At 70.7% G+C, this 22256-nt stretch carries 24 protein-coding genes and 1 pseudogene; 17 read left to right on the top strand and 8 right to left on the bottom strand.

The window, feature by feature from the left end; translation table 11 throughout:
• Positions 1–86: 86 nt before the first annotated feature.
• Positions 87–986, bottom strand: a pseudogene (locus ACFVYR_RS21790) (DNA cytosine methyltransferase); the annotation flags it as partial.
• Positions 987–1129: 143 nt separating this feature from the next.
• On the opposite strand from ACFVYR_RS21790, the gene ACFVYR_RS21785 reads away from it, so the two are divergent.
• On the top strand, positions 1130–1834 hold the full coding sequence (locus ACFVYR_RS21785) for an HNH endonuclease (RefSeq protein WP_384253793.1): 705 nt from the start codon (positions 1130–1132) through the stop codon (positions 1832–1834).
• Between the two features lie 88 nt (positions 1835–1922).
• Positions 1923–3062, top strand: coding sequence for a DNA cytosine methyltransferase (locus tag ACFVYR_RS21780; protein ID WP_384253797.1), 1140 nt, complete (start codon positions 1923–1925; stop codon positions 3060–3062).
• Here the strand turns inward: ACFVYR_RS21780 and ACFVYR_RS21775 are convergent.
• The 3 genes from ACFVYR_RS21775 to ACFVYR_RS21765 form a co-directional block, all read right to left on the bottom strand.
• Complete coding sequence (locus ACFVYR_RS21775) at positions 3039–3443, bottom strand: very short patch repair endonuclease (RefSeq protein WP_384253799.1); 405 nt, start codon at positions 3441–3443, stop codon at positions 3039–3041. The genes ACFVYR_RS21780 and ACFVYR_RS21775 overlap by 24 nt on opposite strands.
• A 73-nt stretch (positions 3444–3516) precedes the next feature.
• Complete coding sequence (locus ACFVYR_RS21770) at positions 3517–4311, bottom strand: HNH endonuclease (protein ID WP_384253802.1); 795 nt, start codon at positions 4309–4311, stop codon at positions 3517–3519.
• 199 nt (positions 4312–4510) lie between these two features.
• Complete coding sequence (locus ACFVYR_RS21765; protein ID WP_384253804.1) at positions 4511–5539, bottom strand: hypothetical protein; 1029 nt, start codon at positions 5537–5539, stop codon at positions 4511–4513.
• Positions 5540–5729: 190 nt separating this feature from the next.
• On the opposite strand from ACFVYR_RS21765, the gene ACFVYR_RS21760 reads away from it, so the two are divergent.
• The 6 genes from ACFVYR_RS21760 to ACFVYR_RS21735 all read left to right on the top strand — a co-directional run bounded on the left by ACFVYR_RS21760 (position 5730) and on the right by ACFVYR_RS21735 (position 10700).
• Positions 5730–6626, top strand: coding sequence for a class E sortase (locus tag ACFVYR_RS21760; RefSeq protein WP_384253806.1), 897 nt, complete (start codon positions 5730–5732; stop codon positions 6624–6626).
• 41 nt (positions 6627–6667) lie between these two features.
• Complete coding sequence (locus ACFVYR_RS21755; protein WP_384253809.1) at positions 6668–6874, top strand: DUF3311 domain-containing protein; 207 nt, start codon at positions 6668–6670, stop codon at positions 6872–6874.
• Positions 6871–8403, top strand: coding sequence for a sodium:solute symporter (locus tag ACFVYR_RS21750; RefSeq protein ID WP_384253811.1), 1533 nt, complete (start codon positions 6871–6873; stop codon positions 8401–8403). The genes ACFVYR_RS21755 and ACFVYR_RS21750 overlap by 4 nt, the downstream gene beginning before the upstream one ends.
• Positions 8404–8488: 85 nt before the next feature.
• On the top strand, positions 8489–8821 hold the full coding sequence (locus tag ACFVYR_RS21745; RefSeq protein ID WP_384253814.1) for a DUF6412 domain-containing protein: 333 nt from the start codon (positions 8489–8491) through the stop codon (positions 8819–8821).
• A gap of 117 nt (positions 8822–8938) precedes the next feature.
• On the top strand, positions 8939–9706 hold the full coding sequence (locus ACFVYR_RS21740) for a YidC/Oxa1 family membrane protein insertase (RefSeq protein ID WP_384253816.1): 768 nt from the start codon (positions 8939–8941) through the stop codon (positions 9704–9706).
• A gap of 136 nt (positions 9707–9842) precedes the next feature.
• Complete coding sequence (locus ACFVYR_RS21735) at positions 9843–10700, top strand: fumarylacetoacetate hydrolase family protein (protein ID WP_384253818.1); 858 nt, start codon at positions 9843–9845, stop codon at positions 10698–10700.
• A 72-nt stretch (positions 10701–10772) separates the two neighbouring features.
• On the opposite strand, the gene ACFVYR_RS21730 is transcribed toward ACFVYR_RS21735, so the two are convergent.
• Both ACFVYR_RS21730 and ACFVYR_RS21725 read right to left on the bottom strand, forming a co-directional pair.
• On the bottom strand, positions 10773–11261 hold the full coding sequence (locus ACFVYR_RS21730; protein WP_384253821.1) for a heme-degrading domain-containing protein: 489 nt from the start codon (positions 11259–11261) through the stop codon (positions 10773–10775).
• The gene (locus tag ACFVYR_RS21725; RefSeq protein ID WP_384253823.1) at positions 11258–12352 is read right to left on the bottom strand and encodes a Gfo/Idh/MocA family oxidoreductase; all 1095 of its coding nucleotides are present in this window, start codon (positions 12350–12352) and stop codon (positions 11258–11260) included. The genes ACFVYR_RS21730 and ACFVYR_RS21725 overlap by 4 nt, the downstream gene beginning before the upstream one ends.
• A gap of 56 nt (positions 12353–12408) precedes the next feature.
• On the opposite strand from ACFVYR_RS21725, the gene ACFVYR_RS21720 reads away from it, so the two are divergent.
• Entirely contained in the window at positions 12409–13611 is a 1203-nt protein-coding gene (locus ACFVYR_RS21720) for an ROK family protein (RefSeq protein WP_384253825.1), read from the top strand.
• Between the two features lie 28 nt (positions 13612–13639).
• Here ACFVYR_RS21720 and ACFVYR_RS21715 read toward each other — a convergent pair whose 3' ends face one another.
• A complete protein-coding gene (locus tag ACFVYR_RS21715; RefSeq protein ID WP_384253828.1) occupies positions 13640–14533 on the bottom strand; it encodes an NADP-dependent oxidoreductase in 894 nt (297 codons plus the stop codon).
• An 87-nt stretch (positions 14534–14620) separates the two neighbouring features.
• Between ACFVYR_RS21715 and ACFVYR_RS21710 the strand changes: the two genes are divergently transcribed.
• Complete coding sequence (locus ACFVYR_RS21710) at positions 14621–15205, top strand: TetR/AcrR family transcriptional regulator (RefSeq protein ID WP_384253830.1); 585 nt, start codon at positions 14621–14623, stop codon at positions 15203–15205.
• 59 nt (positions 15206–15264) lie between these two features.
• Here the strand turns inward: ACFVYR_RS21710 and ACFVYR_RS21705 are convergent, their stop codons facing one another.
• Positions 15265–15732: a TetR-like C-terminal domain-containing protein gene (locus tag ACFVYR_RS21705; protein WP_384253832.1), complete on the bottom strand. Its 468-nt coding sequence runs from the start codon at positions 15730–15732 to the stop codon at positions 15265–15267.
• 97 nt (positions 15733–15829) lie between these two features.
• Between ACFVYR_RS21705 and ACFVYR_RS21700 the strand changes: the two genes are divergently transcribed.
• From ACFVYR_RS21700 to ACFVYR_RS21670, 7 genes are all read left to right on the top strand, one after another.
• On the top strand, positions 15830–16615 hold the full coding sequence (locus tag ACFVYR_RS21700; RefSeq protein ID WP_384253835.1) for an LPXTG cell wall anchor domain-containing protein: 786 nt from the start codon (positions 15830–15832) through the stop codon (positions 16613–16615).
• A gap of 78 nt (positions 16616–16693) precedes the next feature.
• Positions 16694–17476, top strand: a complete 783-nt coding sequence (locus tag ACFVYR_RS21695) for a GntR family transcriptional regulator (RefSeq protein ID WP_384253837.1) — start codon at positions 16694–16696, stop codon at positions 17474–17476.
• Between the two features lie 133 nt (positions 17477–17609).
• Entirely contained in the window at positions 17610–18734 is a 1125-nt protein-coding gene (locus ACFVYR_RS21690; RefSeq protein ID WP_384253840.1) for a TIGR03364 family FAD-dependent oxidoreductase, read from the top strand.
• Positions 18735–18751: 17 nt separating this feature from the next.
• Positions 18752–19456, top strand: a complete 705-nt coding sequence (locus ACFVYR_RS21685) for a phosphonatase-like hydrolase (protein WP_384253842.1) — start codon at positions 18752–18754, stop codon at positions 19454–19456.
• Positions 19456–20508: an ABC transporter ATP-binding protein gene (locus ACFVYR_RS21680; RefSeq protein ID WP_384253845.1), complete on the top strand. Its 1053-nt coding sequence runs from the start codon at positions 19456–19458 to the stop codon at positions 20506–20508. Before ACFVYR_RS21685 ends, ACFVYR_RS21680 begins: the two co-directional genes overlap by 1 nt.
• Positions 20509–20662: 154 nt before the next feature.
• A complete protein-coding gene (locus tag ACFVYR_RS21675; protein WP_384254079.1) occupies positions 20663–21466 on the top strand; it encodes a 2-aminoethylphosphonate ABC transporter permease subunit in 804 nt (267 codons plus the stop codon).
• Positions 21453–22250, top strand: a complete 798-nt coding sequence (locus ACFVYR_RS21670) for an ABC transporter permease (protein ID WP_384253847.1) — start codon at positions 21453–21455, stop codon at positions 22248–22250. Before ACFVYR_RS21675 ends, ACFVYR_RS21670 begins: the two co-directional genes overlap by 14 nt.
• The last annotated feature ends 6 nt before the right edge of the window (positions 22251–22256 follow it).

The raw sequence follows: 22256 nt of genomic DNA, 5'->3' as shown, positions 1-22256 counted from the left end.
GCACTGTCCGCATGATCGAAGGCCTCTATCACCGTACGGCCGACTGCTTGCGCCACCGGTGGTGGAAACGCATTACCCACTTGCCGGTAAGTGGACGTCTTGCAGCCCTCGAACTTCCACTCTGGGGGAAAGCCCTGCAATAGAGCCATCTGCGCAACGGTCAGCCTCACCGGAAGCACGTCGCCTGGGCCGGGTGGCATGTCAGCCACACTTGAGCCGTTGACTCCGATTTCTGCCCAGGCCTGCCGTGCTCGTGTGGGTCCAAGATCTGGGCCGCCGTGTTTCCGCGAGCCGCCGCATAGCGTGGGTGCGACCTTCTGGGCCTGTTGAGCCCAGGGATCGGCCAGTTCCCATCCGCGGGACGCCATTGACTCGCGAAGAACATTCCCTACGAGTGCGGCCTCGACGGGAGCGGAGGTGGTCTCATCCGGCCATCGGAAGTGCTCGAAGACGTGGTGCTCAAGGGCTACGAGGACGGCGCGCGGCCGGAGCTGGGGGACCCCGAAGTCCCGCGCGTACAGAAGTCTCCACTCCGCGGTGTACCCAAGGGCCGAGAGAGCTTGGACAATTTGGAACCGATAGGCGGAGAACTTGCTCTGAAGAAGTCCTTTCACGTTTTCGATGAGGACGGCTCGCGGCCTGACCGCCGAGGCCAGCGATAAGACGTACGGGAAGAGGTCGCGCTCGTCATCGGCGCCCAGCTGCTGGCCGGCGAGCGAGAAGGGCGGACACGGTACTCCCGCTGCGAGGAGGTCATGACGTCGCACGTCGGTGAAGGAATCCGCATTCAGCGTCCGGAGATCTGCCTGAAGAACATTCCAGTCTGGCCGGTTGCCGCGGAGAGTGCGGCATGCGTCAGGGTCCAATTCCACCAGTATTTCGTGCTGGAACCCGGCCCTCTCCAGGCCGAGCGCTTGCCCTCCCGCACCTGCGCAGAGTTCGAGGCATGAGCGACGGGGGGTGACCTTGGTCGATAGCTGTGTCACGAGGGGTGCCCTTCGGGGCTGTCGTTCCGACGAGTGTCCCGAGCAGCTTGCCGCCACTTGCCGCGGCAAGTGGCGGCAAGCTAAGGTTTCGACGCGAACGAAGGACTATGCGAACCGGTGTTCTGACGTGTGGAGGGGTTGTCATGGGAAGCAGGCCCGACTGGCGAGATGAGGCGCTCGGCACCCGCGTGAGGGTGGCTCTGTGGCTGAGGGATGAAGTCGGCGAAGGGCGGACCTTCAAGAAGCAGGCCCTGCGGGCCGCCATCCCAGGCTCTGAGCAGGTGGACCGCCGCATGAGAGACCTGCGGCCGGCGGGCTGGGATATCAAGACCTACCGCGACAAGCCCAGCTTGCAGGCCGATGAGCTGTACCTGGAGAAGATCGGCCACCCGGTCTGGGAGAGGGAGCACCGCGCTGCGGGGTTGAGGCAGATCAGCGCGAAGACTCGGCGGTTCGTCTTCGAGCGCGATGGCCATATGTGCCGTCGCTGTGGTGTGGCCGCGGGTGAGGAGTACGCGGGTGAGCGTGGCTCCCACGCTCGATTGACGCTGGGGCACGTGAACCCGCACAAGTCCGGCAGTGGGGCGAACTCCGAAGACTTGATCACCGAGTGCGCTCGCTGCAACGAGACGGTGAAGCACCTGACTGGTGCGCAGATGACACGTGAGCAGGTGTGGGACAGGATCAAGGAACTGCCGGTGCGGTTCAAGAAGGACTTGTTGGTATGGATGGCTGCCGACGCGCGGCCACTGAGCGGCGCTGAACGCGCGTGGGGGATGTACCGGCAGCTGCCAGCGGAGTTGCGGGATGAGGTCAGGCGGGACCTCGAAGCTCTGCTCAAGAGCTGACGCATACCGGGAGAGCTGCGACGCGGGCGAGTTCCGGTGCTGTGGATGCGACACTAGCGTGTCGTAGCTACACCACCGGGAGGGTTGGATGAGTTCCAGCTACCAGCCGCTGACCTCGATTGAGATCTGCGCGGGAGCTGGAGGCCAGGCAGTTGGCCTCCATGGGGCGGGGTTCCGTCACCGTGCACTCGTCGAGATCGACAAGTTTGCGGCCGAGACGCTCAAGCTCAACGTGGTGGAGCGCAAGGTCTGGGGAGAGGAAGAGGCTGCTCAGTGCGAAATCCTTCCCATGGACGTCAAGGACTTCAAGCCGACAGTAAAAGATCTCGATCTACTCGCCGGCGGGGTCCCTTGCCCCCCTTTCTCTGTCGCCGGGAAGCAACTCGGTCAGGATGACGAGCGTGATCTCTTCCCGGAGATGCTGAGACTGGTAGGAGAACTGACTCCTCGCGCGGTAATGATCGAAAATGTTGCCGGTCTCGTTAAACCTTTCGATAAGTTCTTCCGTTATCGAGAAGATATCAAGCGCGAGCTTCGCGACATGGAATATGTTGTGTGTGGGTGGCGTCTCCTGGAGGCCGCCGACTACGGCGTTCCTCAGCTTCGGCCTCGTGCGATTCTGGTGGCGATCCGAAAGGACTGTTACCGCGGATTTGACTGGCCGAAGCCGACAGATGAGCTTAAGACAGTGGCGCAGGCGTTGAGGGACACGATGGAGCGCCGTTTCACCGATGCCGGCAGGCCTGACGGTTTTGAGAAGTGGCTCAAGGAGGCTTCTGAAGCCGGAACGGTGGCCCCCACCCTTGTGGGCGGCTCCAAGAAGCATGGTGGCGCTGACCTCGGGCCGACCCGAGCGAAGAATGCCTGGCGGGCCCTCGGGGTGAACGGGATGGGTGTCGCTAACGACGAGAAGGAACCCAACCTCGAAAGGGACTTGGGCAACAAGGACTTGGCGATCGATGTGCCGGAGGAGAAGCGCGTCGGCCCAATGCTCACTGTCGAACAGGCGGCGATTATTCAGGGATTCCCTACGGACTGGGTTTTCGCTGGGCGCAAGACCGCCCAATACCGGCAGGTGGGCAATGCGTTCCCTCCGCCCGTCGCCAAGGCTGTCGGGTTGGCCATCAAGGACGCGCTGGAGCGCACGGGGGATCTGATGGAACCTCCTGTGGGAGACCGTGAGCTGGACGGCACTACTAGCGCTTCAGTCCGGGACACCCTCATCTGATGTGCGGTTCCGCCGCTCCGAGACCAGCCGTGTAATCTCAGCTGCCGACTCTTCGGCGGACGTGTGTTCCCAGAAGCGCAGAACAAGCCAGCCAGCTTCTGTTAGCTGCTGGTCGGTGTCCCGGTCCCGTTCCATATTCCGTTTGACCTTGTCCGACCAGTAGCCTGGATTGGTCTTTGGCGACACATAGTGTTCGGGGCATCCGTGCCAATAGCAACCGTCGATGAATACGGCGACCTTTGCTGGCCGAAAGACCATGTCTGCGGTTCGGCGAAGGCCGGGCAGCGGGCGTGTCGAGACTCGATAACGTAGGCCGTTGGCATGGACGAGCCGCCTGATCAGCCGTTCAGGTTTGGTGTCCCGGCTCCGGATCGCCTGCATGTTGCGTCGCCTCGCGGCAGACGATGCCCATGAGCCTTCTGGCGGAGACCAGGGCTGCGGATCACTCACTGCTCTACTCCTGCGAGCTGTTCCCGGCTGCGTCTGTCGCCGAACGTTTCGCTCTCTGGCGCGTCCGCTCAAGCTTGGCAATCGCGGCTTGCGGGCCTCCCGGGGGCCAAGGCTCCCAGTGTTCCAGGCGATAGAACGAGAGGACGCGCCGCCCCTTCCTGCGCTGAGTGTTCTCGATGATCCAGCCGAGGGATCTGAGCTCACGCATTCGCTTGGTCGGATCGCCGTGATTCTCTTCCCGGGCAACGAGAACAATAAGCTCCTTTGGGACGTTCTCGCCTGCCATAGCCTTCAGTAGTTCGCCGATCCGCAGATGGACCTCGGGGAGTGCCAGCGACTTTCGCAGGGCAGCGGCGTTCTCTTGATGGTCGGCGAAGAGAGACTGCTTGTCATGGTTGTCCTCCTCGCAGAGCAGCTGGAGGTTTTCCTGTTCGTTGGTTCCGCCTAGGTCAAGTGGGACCATGTGATCGATGACCAGCTTCACCTGGTCGTCTTTGGGCGTGCGGCCACAAGCGGCACAGCGGTTGCCATATGTGTGGTGGACCATGGCGCGTACGGATCCGCGGATGTTCTTCCGCGCCGTTCGCTTGCCGAAATGAGGATTCCAGCCGAGCAGCGGATAGACGAAGAGGTTCTTCTCCCCCGGTATGCGCTGTGCGGGCACGTCGAAGTGGGTGCGCAGCGAGCGAAGCCGCCGGTCCATCTGCAAGTTGGCCTTGCCGGTGACGAGGCTGACGCGCTCCCTGATGGCAGGCATGGCCAGTAGCTCTTCCTGCGACTGGTAGAGCACTTGGTACACGGCCCGTGTCTCGGAGTCAGGGACCAGGTCCTGCAACTCCTTGCTATTCGGCGCAGGGAGAGGGCGTGGCTCGTTCGTCTCTGGCATGTGGTCCTGAAGTTTCGCTCGATGCCGGTGATCGGACGGTGGTTTGGAAGTGGGCGAGGACTAGGCCGGACTTCGGTGGCTCAGGGAGGGGGACGAGTCGAGGGTCCCGCTGTCAATCGCTGCTGTGGCACGTCCCATAAGCCACGCCCGACCCACACCAACACCCAGCCCCCCGCTCCGGCGGCCAAGCCACCGCCCGCCCCCGCGCCGCCAGCGTCGTCGCGTACTGGGGGAGGAGTGAGGGGTCCTCCGGGGAGGATGCCTCGGACGCGGCGAAGGCCTCGTAGGACGGGACCGTGCCCGTGACGATGCCCAGGTTCGGGGTTCCCGAGGCGGAGAGTTCCCTCAGTGATGACTCTATGGTCGACAGGTGCGCCTCGTGGGAGGGGTACTCCGAGGACAGGGACGGGTACGCCGACAGGAGTTCCGTCAGTTCCGGCGCCGGCCAGTGGAGGATCGCCACCGGGAAGGGGCGGGAGAGAGCCTCCCTGTACGAGCCCAACTCCGCCTGGATGCGGGCGATTTCCGCGCGCAGCTCCGCCGGGTTCTCCGAGCCGAGGGACCAGACCCGCTTCGGGTCGTGGAGTTCGTCCAGGGGGACCGGCGCCGTGGAGACCCGGTCCGCCAGGGTGTCCCACGCGTCGTGGTCCGCGCCCAGGAGGCGGCGTACGCGGTGGCGGCCGAAGAGGATCGGGTGCGTCGCGTACGGGGGCTCCGCCGCCTGCGCGGGCAGCAGCCGCGTCGCCGCCTCCGTGAACGTCTCGTGCGCCTGCTCCAGCTCGTCGTGCGATTCGAGTGACTCCGCCACGATCACCCAGGGCGCCGGGTCCCGCGGAGACGCCGCGCGGACGCCGTCGATGATCGCCCTCGCCTCCGCCTCGTGGCCGTACTCCCAGAGGTTCGACGCCTTCAGGGCGCGGATGAGGAGAGGCGAGCCCGCGGGCGTCTCCGCGGAGAGCAAGCGGTCGTAGAGCGTCGTCGCGCGGTCGCGGGCGCCGGCCAGTTCGAGGTGGGCCGCGGCCTGGAGGAGGAGCTGTTCGGCGTCCTCCGGGTACAGGCCGGCCGTGCGTTCCAGGCGCGCGGCTTCGGCGATGTGGTCGACGTCGACGTGGTCGGCGGCAGCAGGCTTGTCGGGGCGCATACGGGACACGGTACTGCCGAGGGGGCCTCCAGCAGGAGGGGCGGTTCGGCAGCTGCCTCGTCCGGCCATGGATTGTTGGCGGAGCAACGCCTATCCTCCCGGCGGCCGGGCGGGCCCGAGCGGATGGAGCGGTAGCGGTTCGAGGAGCCCGGGAAGCCCGGGGGCCCGGGCAGCTCAAGGAGGAGGCCTCGTGCGTGAGCGGATTCCGGTGGTCCAGCACGGACGCACCTGGCGACGCACCCGGCGACGCGCCCCGCGCCGCGCCCCGCGACGCACCCCGCCCCGCACCCCCGTCGTGCGCGCCCTGTGGGGCGGGGCCGAGATCGCCGTCACCCTCGGACTCGTCCTCCTTCTGCTCGTCGCCCATCAGCTGTGGTGGACCAACCGCCAAGCCCGCGCCGCCGCCGAGCGCAAGGTCCAGGCCCTGGAGGAGGAGTGGGGCAGGGGTGAGGGCGGGGCGTCCGGCCCCGGGGGCGGTTCGGGCGACGGGGCCGGTTCCGGTTCCGATTCCGGGGCCGGTTCTCGTTCTGGGGCAGGGGCTGGGGCAGGGGGCCGCTCCACCAGCTCGTCCCCGGACAGCGATCGCCCCCGTACGGACAGCAGCGGAACCGAAGGCCGTCCCCCCACCCCCCGCTGGGACCAGGCCTACGCCGTCCTCCGCATCCCCCGCATCGGCATCCGCGTCCCCGTCGCCGAGGGCGTCAGCAAAGGGGCCGTGCTCAATCAGGGGTACGCCGGTCACTATCCCCGTACCGCCCAGCCCGGCCGGGCCGGGAACTTCGCGCTCGCCGGGCACCGCAACACGCACGGGGAGCCGTTCCGCCACATCGACCGGCTGCGGCGCGGGGACGAGGTCACCGTCGAGACCGCGCAGGCCACCTATACGTACGTCGTCGAGAAGACGCTGGCGCGGACCTCCGCACGCGACAGCGGCGTGATCCGCACGGTGCCGCGCAGCGACGTGCGCGCGGGGTACGGGTACCGCGAGCCCGGGTACTACGTCACGCTCACCACCTGCACCCCCGAGTACACCTCCAAGTACCGGCTCGTCGTGTGGGGCAAGCTGCGCGCCATGCGGCCGCGTTAGGGCGGGGGCCGCGCCCCGCGCCCCGGATAGGGTCAGGTTTCGTGATCGCTCGACGTCCCCATCTCCTCTGGCTCCTCGTCCCCTTCGTGCTCTACCTCGGGGCCCTGCCGCTCACCAACCGCGTGCGGCCCGTCGTCCTCGGGCTGCCCTTCCTGTTCTTCTGGCTGCTCTGCGCGACGCTGCTCACGCCCGTGTGCGTGTGGCTCACCCACCGGGGCGACCGGAAACTGAAGGAGCGGCGGTCATGAGTGACGGAGCCGTCGCCACCGCCGTCTTCGGCGTCTTCATGGTGGGGACCGTCGCGCTCGGCCTCGCCGCCGTCCGCGGGCGCGGGAAGCAGGGCGGGATCGCCGAGTGGTCCGTGGGCGGGCGCAGCCTCGGGGGCGTGTTCATCTGGGTGCTGATGGCGGGCGAGGGCTACACCAGTTTCAGCTATCTGGGGGCCGCGGGCTGGGGGTACAACTACGGCGCGCCCGTGCTGTACGTCGTCGCGTACATGTCCTGCGGATACGCCGTGGGGTACGTCGTCGGCCCCATGCTCTGGGCCTACGCCCGGCGCCACGGGCTCGTCAGCATCTCCGACATGGTCGCCCACCGGTACGGGCGGCCGTGGCTCGGCGCGGGCGTCGCCCTCCTCGTCACCGTGTTCCTGCTGCCCTACATCCAGTTGCAGATCACCGGCATGGGCGTCGTCGTCTCCACCATTTCCTACGGCGCCATCAGCCTCAACTGGGCCTATTTCATCGGCTTCGCCGTCACGACCGGCTTCGTGGTGGTGAGCGGGCTGCGCGGCAGCGCCTGGGTCTCGGTCCTGAAGGACGTGCTCGTCATCGGCACGCTCGCCTTCCTCGCCGTCTACGTACCCCTCCACTACTTCGACGGGTACGGGGACTTCCTCGACCGGATCGTGCGCGAGAAGAGCGACTGGCTCACGCTGCCGGGCAGCGGCGGGAGCCCGTACGGAGAGGCGTGGTTCGCCACGACCTCGCTGCTCAACGCGGTGACCGTCGTCATCTTCCCGACCACCGTCGCCGGTTACCTCGGCGCCCGCAACGCGGACGCCCTGCGCCGCAACGCCATCTGGCTGCCCGGCTACAACGTCCTGCTCTTCGTCCCCATGCTGCTCGGCATGGCCGCCCTCTTCGTCGTCCCGGGACTCGTCGGCGCCGAGTCCAACCTGGCGCTCTTCAAGCTGGTCGTCGACTCGCTGCCCGCGTGGGCCGTCGGCGTCATCGGGGTCGCGGCCGCGCTCTCCTCCATCGTGCCCATGGCCGTGTTCATGCTGGTCATCGGGACCATGTGGGGCAGCAGCGTGCTGTCGCTCCTGCCCCGTTGGCGCACCCCGCAGCGGCAGAAGCTCGCCTCGCAGGGCGTGGTCGTCGTCGCGGGAGGCGTCGCCCTCGCCCTGACCTACGGGGCGCCCAACACCCTCGTACGGCTCTCCCTCATCTCGTACGAGGGGATGGCGCAGCTCGTACCGATGCTGCTGCTCGGCCTCGTGTGGCGGAGGCTGACCCTCGCCGGGGCGCTGAGTGGGCTCGTCGTGGGGGTCGGGGTCGTGTGCGCGCTCGTCTTCAGCGACCACGACCCCGTCCTCGGCGTCAACGCGGGAATCCTCGCGCTCGCCCTCAACCTGGCCGTGGCGCTCGCCGTGTCGTACGCGGGGCCCGGCGACCGCGCCGACAGCCGGCCGGACGCCGAGGTCCTCGCGGGCGATCCCCTCGACGGGGAGGACGACGACCTCAGCCTCGGGGCTTCTTCAGGGCGCCGAAGTTGATCCTGTATAACGGCTGTAGTACTTAGCATCGTCGTACGTGTAGGTGTACACGTACGAGTACACGGACGAGGAGAGGAGGGTGGTCATGCGCGGAGTGCTGCGCAACGTGATCCGCGACGGCAGAGCCGCCGCCCGCCCCGCCCTCCTCCTCCTGTTCCTCCTCGTCGAGGTCGTCCTCGTCGACACCGGCAGCCTCACCGCCGCCGTCGCGCTCGCCGCGACCGCCGCCGCGGGCTCCGCGCTCGCCGTCTGCTCCGTGATCGCCGCGCGCTGCGCGCCCGCCGTGCCCCGCACCAGGGTGCGCACGGCGATCCGCGACCGCGAGATGCGTACGGCCTTCCTGCCGCAACGCGACCCCGACGCCCGGGGCCGCAGGCGCCCCCGAGCACCCGGCCGTCTCCTCCTGACGGCCGCGTAGGGGAACACACCCAGCTTTCCTGGCGTCCCCTCGCGGTTCGTCATGCCGACGCGACGGCAGCCCTCGCTGACCGTCGCCCTCTCTCCCGGCACGACGAGACCCTCGGAGGGCTTCTCCATGTCCGCTTTCATGTCCGTGTTCGCCAGTCTGGTCGAGCACCTCGCCGATCTGCTCGACCCGCTCTTCCACGGCTCGGCGACCGCCGCCGCGATCGTGCTGTTCACCGCCTGCGTACGACTCCTCGTACATCCGTTGTCGCGGGCGTCGGCCCGGGGCCAGCGGGCGCGCGCCGAGCTGTCGCCGCGGATCGCCGAGTTGCGCAAGAAACACGCCAAGAACCCGGAGAAGCTGCAGAAGGCCGTCCTGGAACTGCACCGCGAGGAGAAGGTGTCGCCGCTCTCCGGCTGCCTGCCCAGCCTCTTCCAGCTGCCGGCCTTCTTCCTCCTCTACCACCTCTTCTCCAGCTCCAGCATCGGCGGCGACGCGAACGCGCTGCTCGACCACACCCTGTTCGCGGCGCCGCTCGGCGGCCGGTGGACGGACGCGCTGGCGGGCGGCGGGGTGTTCGGTGCGCAGGGCCTGGTCTACGTCGGACTCTTCGTGATCGTCGCGTCCGTCGCCACCTTCAACTTCCGGCGCACCAAGCGCCAGATGGTGGCCAACCCGCTGCCGCAGGCCGGGGCCGGGGACCAGCAGGTGCCGGGCATGGGCGCGATCGCGAAGGTGATGCCGCTGATGTCGTTCATGACTCTGTTCACCGTGGCCGTGGTGCCGCTGGCCGCCGCGCTGTACGTGGTGACCAGTACGACGTGGAGCGCGGTGGAGCGGGCGGTGCTGTACCGGGACATGCCGGGCAGTGCGGGCGCGCTGGCCGCCGCCGTATGAGGGCGGGGGCTACCGCCCGGTAAAGGTCCAGTACGTGAACGGGGTATTGCGGACCGGACGGCGAGCTTGGACGATCGACCAAACCTCCGATGGCCGCATCCCATCGGCCGGGCTACCGAAGGAATGGAGTCTGACCATGAAGCTGCTGCGAGTCGGTACGGCGGGGGCGGAGCGCCCGGCACTCATCGATGCCGACGGCACCCTCCGCGACCTGTCGGGCATCGTCGCCGACATCGACGGCGACGTGCTCGGCGACGCGGGCGCGCTCGGCCGGATCAGGGCCGCTGCCGACGCCGGTGACCTGCCCGTTGTCGACGCCCGGGGGTTGCGCGTGGGGCCGCCGGTCGGGCGGATCGGCAAGGTCGTCTGCATCGGGCTCAACTACCACGACCACGCCCGGGAGACGGGCGCCGAGCCGCCCGCCGAGCCGGTCGTCTTCTTCAAGGCGGCCGACACGGTGGTCGGCCCGGACGACACGGTGCTTGTGCCGCGCGGCTCGGTGAAGACGGACTGGGAGGTCGAGCTCGCCGTGGTCATCGGACGTACGGCGCGCTACCTGGAGTCGCACGAGGAGGCGCTCGCGCACGTCGCGGGGTACGCGGTGGCGCACGACGTCTCCGAGCGGGAGTTCCAGATCGAGCGGGGCGGCACCTGGGACAAGGGCAAGAACTGCGAGACGTTCAACCCGCTGGGCCCCTGGCTGGTCACCGCGGACGAGGTGGCGGACCCGCAGGCGCTCTCCCTGAAGCTCTGGGTCAACGGCGAGCTGAAGCAGGACGGCACGACCGCCGACCAGATCTTCCCGGTCGCCGAAGTCGTGCGGTACGTGAGCCAGTTCATGACGCTCTACCCGGGCGACGTGATCAACACGGGCACGCCCGCCGGCGTGGCGATGGGCCGGCCCGAGCCGAAGCCGTACCTGCGGGCGGGCGATGTGGTGGAGCTGGAGATCGAGGGGCTCGGGCGGCAGCGGCAGGAGCTGAAGGGGGCGTAGCGCGCGCCCTGGGGCCCCGCCGCCGGGGCCCCTCGGCCGTGCGGCCCCCCTCGGCCGTGCGGCCCCCTCGGCTCAGATCGTCCCGGCGAACCGCTCCAGCGCCGCCACCACCAGCGCATGGTCCTCGATCTGCGGCAGCCCCGACACCACCACCGTGCCGATCACCCCCGCGCCATCGACCGCGATCGGGAACGCGCCGCCGTGGGCCGCGTACACGTCGGGGTCCAGGCGGGAGGAGTCCTCGAAGGTCGTGCCCTTGGCGCGGAAGCGGGAGCCGACGAGGTACGAGGAGCAGTGGTAGCGCTCGACGACGCGGCGCTTGCGGGCGATCCACGCGTCGTTGTCGGGCGTCGAGCCGGGGAGCGCCGCGTGGAAGAGCTGCTGGCCGCCGCGGTGGATGTCGATCGCGACGGGGGCGTCGCGTTCGCGGGCCAGCTCCACGAGGAGCGTGCCGAGGGCCCACGCGTCGTCGTACGTGAAGTGGGGCAGGACCAGGCGGCGTTCCTGGGCCTCCAGCTCGTCGATGGAGGGGGCGTTCGCGGGGGCGGGAGGAGTGCTCACAGCGTCACCGTCACACCGTCGCGGGCCGAGCGGCGGGCCGCTTCCAGGACGTCCAGGGCCGCGGCGGCCTCGTGCGCGGTGACGGGGTTCCCGCCGGTGCCGCGCAGCGCCGCGGCCACCGCCGCGTAGTACGCGGGGTAGTCGCCCGGCAGGGTCCGCAGCGGGCTGCCGCCGCCGGTCAGCGGGGACTCCCCGGCGCCGACCCGGCCCCACATCGACTCGTCCTCCACGCCCCACGCGTCGTCCCGCGCGGCCGGGCGCCTGCCCTCGCGCAGCGCCGCCTCCTGCGGGTCGAGGCCGTACTTCACGTAGCCCGCCCGCGAGCCGAGGACCCGGAAGCGCGGGCCGAGCTGGGCGGTGGTGGCGCTGACGTAGAGGTGCGAGCGGACGCCGTTGGTGTGCGTGAGGGCGAGGAACGTGTCGTCGTCGGTTTCCGCTCCCGGGCGCCGGACGTCCGACTCCGCGTACACGCTCGCCACCGGGCCGAAGAGCACCAGGGCCTGGTCGACGACGTGGCTGCCGAGGTCGTAGAGGAGACCGCCGATGTCCTCGGGGTTCCCGGACTCGCGCCAGCCGCCCTTCGGGCGCGGTCGCCACCGTTCGAAGCGGGACTCGAAGCGCCATACGTCACCGAGCCCGCCGTCGGCGAGCAGCTGCCGCAGCGTGCGGAAGTCGTTGTCCCAGCGGCGGTTCTGGAAGACGGAGAGGAGCAGCCCGCGCTCGTCGGCGAGGGCCGCGAGCTCGCGCGCCTCGGCGGCGGTGCCCGCGACCGGCTTGTCCACGACGGTCGGCAGGCCCGCCTTGAGGGCGGCGGTGGCGAGCGACACGTGCGTCTTGTTCGGAGCGGCGATGACGATCAGGTCGAGCTCGTCCGCGCGCTCCCACAACTCGTCGGCCGACGCGGCGCACCGCAGGTCGTCGCCGAACTCGGCGCGGGCCTGCGCCTGCCGTTCGGGGTTCGACGTCACGACCGTGTCGAGGACGAGGCCCTCGGTGGCGGCGATCAGCGGGGCGTGGAAGACGGAGCCCGCGAGGCCGTACCCGACGAGGCCGACGCGGAGGGGAGAGCGTGAAGAGCCTGTGCCAGTCATGCCTTCCACTTAAGCAACGGTGTTGCCAAAGTGCAAGCGGGCGGGACAATGGATCCGTGAAGCCGTACGTGAACAGGGTGAACCCCGGAGTGAACCTGCCGGCGCTGCGCGGGCACAACGCCGCGCTCGTGCTCGATCTGCTGCGCGCCGCGGGCGAGGCGGGCATCAGCCGCCTCGAACTCGCCGAGCGCACCGGGCTCACCCCGCAGGCGGTCAGCAAGATCACCGCGCGGCTGCGGGACGAGGGCCTGGCCGCCGAGGCGGGCCGCCGCGCGTCCACCGGCGGCAAGCCCCGCACGGTGCTGCGGCTCGTCCCCGCCGCGGGCCACGCGGTCGGCCTCCACCTGGACCGCGACGCGCTGACGGCGGTCCTTGTCGACCTCACCGGCACGGTGGTCGCCGAACGCCGCGCCCCGCTCGCCTTCGGCGCGGGCGCGCGGGCGGTGGTCGAGGCGGCGGCGGGCGAGGTGCGGGAGCTGTTGCGGTCGGGAGAGGGAGAGGGGCGGGGGCAGGGCGAAGGGCAGGGCGAAGGGCAGGGAGAGGGAGGGGGAGAGGGAGAGGGAGGGGCCGGGCGTCGGATCTCCGGAGTCGGGGTCGCGCTCCCCGGGCCGCTCGACCACGCCGCAGGCGTACTGCACCGTGTCACCGGCTTCCCGGAGTGGGACGGGTTCGCGCTGCGCGACGCGCTCGGTGCGCGGCTCGGGCTGCCCGTCGTCGTGGACAAGGACACCAACGCCGCCGCCCTGGGCCTGGCCCTCGCCGGTGCCGCCGACTCCTTCGCGTACCTCCACCTCGGCACCGGACTCGGCGCCGGGCTCGTGCTCGACGGCGCCCTCTACCGCGGCGCGCGCACGGGCGCGGGTGAATTCGGCCACCAGGTATTGCAGTTGGACGGGCCGCGCTGCGAGTGCGGGGACCGGGGGTGTGTCGAGGCGCTCTGCCTCGCGGCCGTCGCCCGGGGCGACCTCGACGAGGCGGCGCGGGTGCTCGGCACGGCCGCGGGCAACGTCGTCGGCCTGCTCGACATCGACCGCGTGCTGCTGGGCGGCCGGACGGTCTACGCCGCCGAGGACCTTTTCGTACGAGGGGTGGGCACGGTCGTCGCCGAACGCGTCCGGCGCGGGGGTGGGAGGACGCCGGTGCCGGTGAGCCTCGCCGCGGGAGGGGAGCGCGGAGTCGCCGAGGGGGCGGCCCAGCTGGTCCTCGCTCCCCTCTTCGGGCGGGCGGAGGGAGTTGTTCCGCACGACGGCCCGGGATGACGGCTGACCCCGCCCCCCAGGAAGCCGCTCAGATGACGATGACCCGGCGTCCGCGCGTATGGCCGGCCTGGCTGTCGATGTGGGCTGCCGCGGCCTCGGTGAGCGAGTACGACTTCTCGACCGGGATGTGGAGCTTGCCCCGCGCGATGAGTTCGGCCGCCTCGGCCAGCGCGTCCGGCACGCTCCCCGCCGCGCCGGAGAAGCGGACACCGAACTGCGGTGCGTCGAGGTCGGCGATGGAGAGCACCTTGCGCGCGTCACCCGTCAGCTCGACCAGTTCGCGGATCACGCCCGACCCGGCGAGATCGAGGGCCGCGTCGACCCGGCCGAGCCGCCGCACCCGGTCGACCCAGCCCTCGCCGTACGTCGTGGCGAGGGCGCCCAGGTCGCGCAGGTAGTCCTGGTTCGCGGCACCGGCCGTGCCGATCACCACGATGCCGCGGTCGCGGGCGATCTGCAGGACCGCCGAGCCGACACCTCCCGACGCCCCGCTGACCAGCAACCTCTGCCCGGCCTCCACCCCCACCTCGCGGATGACGCGCAGCGCGGTCTCCACCACGGAGGGGTATCCGGCCGCCTCTTCGAAGGTCAGCCCCTCAGGCATACGCGCCCAGGCCGAAAGCACGGCGAACTCGGCGTAGGTGCTCGACCCCTCGCCGAAGACGGAATCGCCGACCTCGATCCCTTCGACGCCCTCGCCCACCTCGTCCACCACTCCCGCGGCGTCCAGGCCGACGCCCGCGGGCAGTTCCAGGGGGTGGGCGGCCAGGATCTGGCCTTCACGGACGCGCCAGTCGACGGGATTCACCCCCGCCGCCCGCACGGCGATGCGTATGTGGCCGGGTCCCGCGTGGGGCTCCTCGGCATCGATGAGGCGCAGGACGTCCGGACCGCCGAACTCGGCGAAGCTCACTTTCTTCATGCCGCCGAACGTAACACTAACGGTTAGTGTTTTGTAGCTGTTGTTTTTGCGTCACCGTTGTGGTTTCGTACCTGATAGCATCCGGCCATGACCGTGCCGACCGGACGCCGTGAGCGCAAGAAGGCCGCCACCCGCCAGAAGATCGCCGACGCGGCACTGCGGCTCTTCCAGGAGCGCGGGTACGACGCGGTGGGTATCCGTGACGTGGCCGCCGAGGCCGACGTCGCCGTCACCACGCTCTTCTCCCACTTCGCCTCGAAAGAGGCCCTGGTCTTCGAGCAGGACGAGGACTTCGAGCAGCGCCTCACGAGGGCGGTCGTCGACCGGGAGCCGCACGAGCCGCTCCTCCCCGCGCTGCGCCGCGAGATCCACGCCATGGTGCGGCACTGCACGGCGGACGGCGCGGGCCCGATCTGGCGCATGATCAACGAATCGCCCGCCCTGCGGCAGTACGACGAGTCGATGCGGCTGCGCCATGCGAAGTCGCTGGCCACGGCCATCGCGGCCGATCTCGGCCTGCCGGGGACCACGACGGCCTGCCGGGCGGTCGCCCGGTTCGTCGTCGACGCCTACTCGCTGGCCCGTGAGGCGGACGATCCGCGGGGAGCGGTGGACGAGGTCTTCGAGATGATCGAGGCGGCCTGGGGGAGCACGGGCCCTTCTCGCCGGTGACGCGCTCGATGTCCAGCCGGTGACGCGCTCGACGACGGCTCTCCCGCCGTTGGCGCTCGCTACTTCGTGCGCGGCCTGAGCAGATCCTCCACGAGTGTGTCCACCAGGCCGCGCGGAATGCTCGAACCCGTCAGCGCGCGATAGACGATCGGGCCGACGACGGCGTCGGCCGTGGCCTCGGGGCCGAGCGCGGGCGCGATCTCGCCCGCGTCGACCGCGCGCGCCAGCATGTCGCGCTCCAGAGCGCGGCGCGGGCCGAGATAGCGCTTGTGGAAGCTCTTGGCCGTGTCCGGGTCGTGCTGCGCCTCGGTCGGGCGCCCCTGGGCTGCAATTCCTCGACCGGCACGGCGAGACCGTCCCCTGGTAGGGCTCCGGGCCGGTGTCCGGGCGGTGGGCGGTCGACCGATGGGCCCGCCGACCCGCTCCGGCGGAAACTCGCCTGAACGAGGGGGATCAGGCGGCCGAACGGGCCCATCGCGCGGTGGGGCGGCGCTGAGGTCGCGCGTGCGGGGAAGGTCTCGAGGCATGCCCCGACCGGTGGACGCCGACCGCCGTCCGCCTCCCTCCCGCTCCCGGTCCCGCCCCGCCTCCCCTCGTCGGTGTTCAGCTCAGCAAAGGCCGTTCATGCGCTTGTGCCGTTCCCTCGTCCTCGGTGCCGCCGTCGCTGCCGCCGTCCTCGTGCCCGTGGTGGTGGCGGCGCCCGCGACGGCCGGGACGTCCGCGGTGGCCGACGGAGACGGGAGCCGGGGGAGCCGCGCCTCCCGGGCGGCCTGGACCCACGCCGTGAAACGGCCCACCTGCGCCACGGACGACAGCGCCGACTTCCCCATCGACACCCGTATCCACCGCGGGCCCGGCACCTACCACCCCGGGGACGGCTACCAGCACTGGTCGATCGACCTCACCAACACCACTGACGAGACCTGCGCCAGGATCCACCCGATCGTCGTCCTCGTCGACCGGGCGCGGACACTGCGGCCCGAGCAGATCCAGCTGGAGTTCGACGACGGGAAGCGGCGGCGGCCCGTGCCGTTCGAGAGGACCGGTCAGGGAGAGCACGTCGGCGTCTTCGACGACGCGGGCTTCGCCGGGTTCACGGTCGCGCCGGGCCGTACCGTCACGGTCGAGGTCCGGCTCACCTTCACCTCGGACACCGAGGCCGACCGCGTCGTGGCGTCCGCCGCGCTCGTGCAGCGCAGGGACGACGACGGCGACTGGGTCGGCGACTCCAACGACTACCCGTTCGACATCGTGACCGAAGGCCCCGCGACGCCGTCCGCCGAACAGCTCGCCCAGACGGGTCCGGGCGCCCCGACGGTGTCCGGGATCGCCGCCGGAGCCGTCCTCCTCGGCGCGGGCGCCATCGTCATGGCGGCCCGGCGCAGGCGCCTGCGGTCCGGAGCGCGCTGACCTCGGCCCAGGACCGCCCCCGGCCCCCGCCACCTCCCGTTCACCCGCGTGTTCACGTACGTCTGCGAGCATCCCCGAGTGGACAACCCGAACCCCGCGCACCACCCCGCCCACCTGCTGGACCAGGTGCCCGGCGCCCCCATCCGCTCCGGCATCCCCGAGCACGGCCGCATCCCGAAGTACTACGCCGTCAAGGCCCGGATAGCCGCGCTCATCGTGGAGTTGGGGGACGGGCAGCCGCTGCCCACCGAGCGGGATCTCGCCGAGCGGTACGAGGTGGCGCGCGAGACCGTGCGCCAGGCGCTGCGCGAACTGCTCCTGGAGGGGCGGCTGCGCAGGCAGGGGCGCGGCACCGTCGTCGCGGGGCCGAAGCTGGAGCAGCCGCTGTCGCTCGCGAGCTACACGGAGGGCGTGCGGCGCCAGGGCCGTACGCCCGGCCGCAATCTCATCTCGCTGGACCGCTTCCCGTGCCCGGCCGTGCTCGCCGCCGAGATCGGCGCCGGTGCGGGCGAGCCCGTCTGGCACATGGAGCGGGTGCTGCTCGCCGACGACGAGCGGGTCGGCCTGGAGAGCACGTACGTCTCCGTCGCCCGCGTACCCCGCCTCGACGTCGACTTCGCACCGGACTCCTCCTTCTACGCGTACTTGCGCGACCGCCTCGGCATCTCCTTCGGCGACGCCGACGAGAGGATCGAAACGGTCCTCGCCACCCCCCGCGAGGCCCTTCTCATCGGGACTCCGCCCGCGCTCCCCATGCTGCTGATCCACCGGCTCTCCCGGGACACGGACGGTCGGCCGCTCGAACGCGTACGCACCCTCTACCGCGGGGACCGGTTCTCCTTCACCACCCACCTCGGCTGATCCGCCCATCGAATGCACCGCCCCTCAAAAGTCACGGATGCGTAACGGGTCTAGTCCAAGCTTGGGTGGGCGTTCACCGTCCCGTTGCCAGTCCGCCCCGCGCGGGTCACCGCTCCCCAGCAGCGTTGCCGCCGTGAGAGTCATCGTCGTAGGAGCCGGCGTGGTGGGAACCATGCACGCCTGGCACGCAGTGGAGCGCGGCCACGAGGTCGTACAGATCGAGCGCGAGAGCGAGGCCCGGGGAGCGTCGCTGCGCAACTTCGGGCAGATATGGGTGAGCGGCCGGGCGGGCGGCGAGGAGCTCGACACCGCCCTGCGCGCCCGTGAGCTGTGGGAGGGCATCGGGAAGCGCGTCCCGGGCCTCGGCTTCCGGGCCAACGGCTCCCTCACCCTCGTGCGCGACGACAGGGAACGCGCCGTCGCCGAGGCCGCGCTGGCCCGCCCCGACGCCGCCGCCCGCGGCTACGAGCTGCTCGCCGCCGACGAGGCGCGCGCCCTCAACCCGGCCCTGCGCGGCGAGTTCAGCGCCGCCCTGTGGTGCGAGCGGGACGCGGCCGTGGAGCCGCGCACCGCGCAACTGCGGCTGCGCGAGGCCCTGTCGAAGTCCCCGCGCTACACCTTCCTGCCGGGCCGCGAGGTCCGCGAGGTCGTCGGCGCGGGCAGCGTCCGCGACGACCACGGCGACGTGCACACCGGCGACTTCGTCGTGCTCGCCACCGGAGCCTGGCTCGGCGGGCTCGTCCGGGAGCTGGCCGGACCCGACCTGCCGGTGCGCCGCGTAAGGCTGCAGATGATGCAGACCGAACCCCTCGGCGAGCGGCTCACCACCTCCGTCGCCGACGCCGACAGCTTCCGCTACTACCCGGCGTACCGGTCGGAAGCGCTCGACGCGCTCAACGCCGCGCAGCCACAGGCGCCGACCGCCGCCGCGCACAAGATGCAGCTGCTCATGGTGCAGCGCGAGGACGGCGGGCTGACCATCGGCGACACTCACGAGTACGAGCACCCCTTCGCCTTCGACACCGTCGAGGACCCCTACGACCACCTCATCGAGGTCGTCGAGGGCTTCCTCGGCCGCCCGCTGCCGAAGATCCGGCGGCGCTGGGCCGGGGTGTACGCGCAGTGCGTCGACACGAGCCGTGTCGTGCACCGGCAGCAGGTGCGCGACGGCGTGTGGCTGGTCACCGGGCCCGGCGGGCGCGGCATGACCTGCTCGCCCGCGATCGCCGAGCAGACCGCCGACGAACTGGGATGGTGAGGGATTTGACGAACACCATGACGCACACCACGGACGGCAGCCGGATCGGGCTCGTCGTGCTCGACATGGCCGGCACCACCGTCGCCGACGGCGGCCTCGTCGAGCAGGCCTTCGCCGCCGCCGCGCGCGAACTCGGCGTCGAACCCGAATCGGCCGACCACGCCGCGAAACTGGAGTACGTCCGCGCCACCATGGGCGAGTCCAAGATCTCCGTCTTCCGGCACCTGTTCGGCGAGGAGAAGCTCGCGCGGCAGGCGAACGTCGCCTTCGAGAAGGCGTACGGGACCCTCGTCGACGGCGGTCGCATCGCACCCGTCCCCGGGGCGCGCGAGGCCATCGAGGAGCTCGCGGACGACGGCCGCACCGTCGTCCTCACCACCGGATTCGCCCGGGTCACCCAGGACGCCATTCTCGACGCGCTCGGCTGGCGGAACCTGGTCGGCCTGACCCTCTGCCCCGCCGACGCGGGCGGTCGCGGACGCCCCTACCCGGACATGGTGCTCGCCGCCTTCCTGCGGACCGGCGCCGTGGACGGCGTGCGGGACGTCGCCGTCGCGGGCGACACGGCCTACGACATGCTCAGCGGCGTACGCTCCGGCGCCTCCGTCGTCGCGGGCGTGCTCACCGGCGCCCACGACGGTGCCGCGCTGCGCGAGGCCGGGGCCACCCACGTGCTCGGTTCTGTCGCCGAACTGCCCGCCCTGCTCCGGGAAGTCGGCTGATGGGCAGCGGCATCCGCTTCGACCGGGTCTCCGTCGCGTACGGCGGCACCACCGTCCTCGACTCCCTCGACCTGACCGTCGAGCCCGGCGAGGTCATGGCCCTGCTCGGGCCCTCCGGGTCCGGCAAGACCACCGCGCTGCGGGCCGTCGCCGGGTTCGTGCGGCCCGCGGCGGGGCGGGTGTTCATCGGTGGCCGCGACGTCACCGCGCTGCCGCCGCACCGGCGCGGCATCGGCATGGTCGTCCAGCAGTACGCGCTCTTCCCGCACATGCGCGTCGCGGACAACGTCGCCTTCGGCATGAAGGCGCGGAAGGTGGCGAAGTCCGAGATACCCGGGCGGGTCGCCGAGGCGCTGGAGATGACCGGCATGGCGGCTTACGCGAAACGGTTTCCGCGCGAGCTGTCCGGCGGGCAGCAGCAGCGGGTCGCCATCGCGCGGGCGCTCGCCGTCCGGCCGGGCGTGCTGCTCCTCGACGAGCCGCTGTCCGCGCTCGACGCACAGCTGCGCTCCGGAATGCTGGCCGAACTCGCCCGTCTGCACCGGGAGTTGCCCGACGTATCGATCCTGTACGTCACCCATGACCAGGTCGAGGCGCTCACCCTGGCCGACCGGATCGCCGTCATGGACCGGGCGAGGCTCCAGGACTGCGGGACGCCCCAGGAGCTGTACCGGGCTCCTCGGACGGAGTTCACGGCGTCGTTCGTGGGCAACGCGAACCTCCTCACGGTGACGGTGGGCACAAAGGGCGTCTCCCTCGGCGGCACGGAACTCGACGTCGACACGGGGGCGGTGGCGGCGGGGGTGACCGCCACGTTGTGCGTGCGGCCGCATCTGGTGGGGCTGGGGGAGGGGCCCAACTCCGTCGTGGGGGAGGTCGTCGAGGTCCAGTGGCGGGGGGCCACGCACCGGTTGTACGTGGCGGTCGGCGGGGAGCGGATCAAGGCGGACGTACGAGAGCTGCGGACGCCCCCGGCGATCGGGGAAACGGTGACGCTGCACTTCGCGCCCGACGACGCGGTGCTCCTGGCCGGAGGGGTGACCGGTGGGTAGTCCCGCTGAGCGCCTCGCCGACAGTGCCCCGGCACCGGGGGCTGCGCCCACCCGTTCCGCCGCACGGAACACCTGCCCACAGCGGGAGCCGAACGCCTGCCCACAGCGGGAGCGGGACGGCTCGCCTTGGCGGGAGCGGCGCGTTCCCGCACTCGTGTGGGCCCTGCCGCCCGTCCTCCTCCTCGGTCTCTTCTTCCTCTATCCGCTCGTGCTCGTCGTTCAGCAGTCGGTGCGGCCCGATACGGGTGGGACCTCGTTCGCCGCGTACTCCGACGTGTTCGCGTCCGAGGTGTTCCGGGAGGCGCTCGGGACCACCGTGTGGCTGGCGGTCGGGGCGACCGCGGGGTGTCTCGTACTGGGGTTCGCGCTCGCGTTGATCATCGCGTTCGTGCCGTTTCCCGGCGGGAAGGCCGTCGCCCGGTTCATCGACGTCTTCCTCTCCTTCCCGTCTTTCCTCATCACCCTCGCCCTGCTGTTCGTCTACGGGACTAAGGGCATGGCCAACGGGGTGTGGACGGAGGCGACCGGCGCCGCGGAGGGCCCGTTCCAGTTCCTGACCACCCCGTGGGGCGTGCTGCTCGCCGAGATCACGTACTTCACGCCGTTCGTGATGCGGCCGCTGCTCGCCGCGTTCTCGCAGCTCGACACGGCGCAGCTGGAGGTCGCGGCCGGTCTGGGGGCGAAGCCCGCCCGTATCGTCCGGCGCGTCATCCTGCCCGAGGCGCTGCCCGCGCTCGCCGCGGGCGGCAGCCTCGTCCTCGTCATGTGCCTGAACGAGTTCGGGATCGTGCTCTTCACGGGCGCCAAGGGGGTCACCACCCTGCCGATGCTCGTCTACAGCAAGGCCATCCTCGAGTCCGACTACCCGGCGGCGTGTGTCGTCGCCGTCGTCAACATCGCGATCTCCGTGGGCCTCTACGGCCTCTACCGGGTGGTGAGCCGTCGTGCTGGTGCATAGCTGCAAGGGCAGATGGGCCCTCTGGGCGCTCTTCCTCGTCCTCTTCCTGCCGCTCTTCGCGCTGCCGCTGCTCGTGATCCTGACGGCGTCGTTCGCCGAGCACTGGTCGGGGGCCTTCCCCACCGGATTCACCGGGGAGCACTACGCGTCGGCCACCCGCGGGGAGTCCCTGGAGGCCCTCACCACGAGCCTGGTGACCGCGGTGAGCGCCAGCCTGCTCGCGCTGGCCGTCGGCTCGTGGGCCGCGCTCGCCGCCGCCGCCCTGAAGAAGCGCGGCAAGGCGCTCGTCGACGCGCTGTTCGTGCTGCCCCTCGCCGTGCCGTCGGTCGTCGTCGGCCTCGCGGTGCTCGTCGCGTTCTCCAAGCCGCCGATGATCCTCAACGGCACGCGGTGGATCGTGATCCTCGCGCACGCCCTGCTCGTCACGGCGTTCGCCCACCAGTCGGTCGCGGCGGCCCTCGTCCGCCTCGACCCGGCGTACGAGCAGGCCGCGGCCTCGCTCGGCGCCCGGCCCTCGTACGTCCTGTGGAAGGTGAAGCTGCCGCTGCTGCTGCCGTCCCTGACGGCGGCGACCGGGCTCTGCTTCGCGCTCTCCATGGGCGAGCTGAGCGCCACGATGATGCTCTACCCGCCGGACTGGATGCCGCTCCCGGTGCGGATTTACGCGGCCACCGACCGCGGGTCCACGTTCACCGGCGCCGCCGTCGCGGTGGTCCTGATGGCGGCCACGCTCCTCGTGCTGTTCGCCGTCTCCCGTATCCGCACCCGCGCCTCCTACCGCTGAAGCCAA

The sequence above is a fragment of the Streptomyces sp. NPDC058284 genome (genome assembly GCF_042881135.1).
Taxonomy (GTDB): Bacteria; Actinomycetota; Actinomycetes; order Streptomycetales; family Streptomycetaceae; genus Streptomyces.
Note: the sequence above shows the minus strand (reverse complement) of the source record. Positions and strands in the feature narration are given on the sequence as shown.

Coding starts and splice junctions, on each gene's coding strand:
- ACFVYR_RS21750 (WP_384253811.1), top strand. CDS start 6,871: ATGAGTGACGGAGCCGTCGCCACCGCCGTCTTCGGCGTCTTCATGGTG.
- ACFVYR_RS21710 (WP_384253830.1), top strand. CDS start 14,621: ATGACCGTGCCGACCGGACGCCGTGAGCGCAAGAAGGCCGCCACCCGC.
- ACFVYR_RS21740 (WP_384253816.1), top strand. CDS start 8,939: ATGTCCGCTTTCATGTCCGTGTTCGCCAGTCTGGTCGAGCACCTCGCC.
- ACFVYR_RS21785 (WP_384253793.1), top strand. CDS start 1,130: ATGGGAAGCAGGCCCGACTGGCGAGATGAGGCGCTCGGCACCCGCGTG.
- ACFVYR_RS21700 (WP_384253835.1), top strand. CDS start 15,830: ATGCGCTTGTGCCGTTCCCTCGTCCTCGGTGCCGCCGTCGCTGCCGCC.
- ACFVYR_RS21685 (WP_384253842.1), top strand. CDS start 18,752: ATGACGCACACCACGGACGGCAGCCGGATCGGGCTCGTCGTGCTCGAC.
- ACFVYR_RS21765 (WP_384253804.1), bottom strand. CDS start 5,539: ATGCGCCCCGACAAGCCTGCTGCCGCCGACCACGTCGACGTCGACCAC.
- ACFVYR_RS21680 (WP_384253845.1), top strand. CDS start 19,456: ATGGGCAGCGGCATCCGCTTCGACCGGGTCTCCGTCGCGTACGGCGGC.
- ACFVYR_RS21735 (WP_384253818.1), top strand. CDS start 9,843: ATGAAGCTGCTGCGAGTCGGTACGGCGGGGGCGGAGCGCCCGGCACTC.
- ACFVYR_RS21715 (WP_384253828.1), bottom strand. CDS start 14,533: ATGAAGAAAGTGAGCTTCGCCGAGTTCGGCGGTCCGGACGTCCTGCGC.
- ACFVYR_RS21725 (WP_384253823.1), bottom strand. CDS start 12,352: ATGACTGGCACAGGCTCTTCACGCTCTCCCCTCCGCGTCGGCCTCGTC.
- ACFVYR_RS21745 (WP_384253814.1), top strand. CDS start 8,489: ATGCGCGGAGTGCTGCGCAACGTGATCCGCGACGGCAGAGCCGCCGCC.
- ACFVYR_RS21780 (WP_384253797.1), top strand. CDS start 1,923: ATGAGTTCCAGCTACCAGCCGCTGACCTCGATTGAGATCTGCGCGGGA.
- ACFVYR_RS21775 (WP_384253799.1), bottom strand. CDS start 3,443: ATGCAGGCGATCCGGAGCCGGGACACCAAACCTGAACGGCTGATCAGG.
- ACFVYR_RS21705 (WP_384253832.1), bottom strand. CDS start 15,732: ATGCCTCGAGACCTTCCCCGCACGCGCGACCTCAGCGCCGCCCCACCG.